The organism is Winogradskyella poriferorum, assembly GCF_050618035.1.
GTDB lineage: Bacteria > Bacteroidota > Bacteroidia > Flavobacteriales > Flavobacteriaceae > Winogradskyella > Winogradskyella poriferorum_A.
On sequence record NZ_JBODPY010000305.1, the window covers coordinates 1 to 213 of the forward strand.

Here is a 213-nt window from a genome sequence, read left to right on the forward strand (position 1 = left end):
CCTTCCATTTTGATAACTGTACGCAATTCATCAACTGCTGTTTTTGTTTTTAGCTCTACATGCGCAATAGCTGCGATACTCGCTACAGTCTCTCCTCTAAATCCTTTAGTACATAATTGAAAAAAGTCTTCAGCATTTTTAATCTTTGAGGTAGCATGACGCTCAAAACTTAGGCGTGCGTCTGTAACACTCAAACCTTTACCATTATCGATA

The 213-nt window shown here is 38.0% G+C and carries 1 pseudogene; it reads right to left on the reverse strand.

Annotated elements, in window-relative coordinates:
* Positions 1-213 (reverse strand): annotated as a pseudogene (locus tag ACRHOC_RS15870) (DNA mismatch repair endonuclease MutL); the annotation flags it as partial.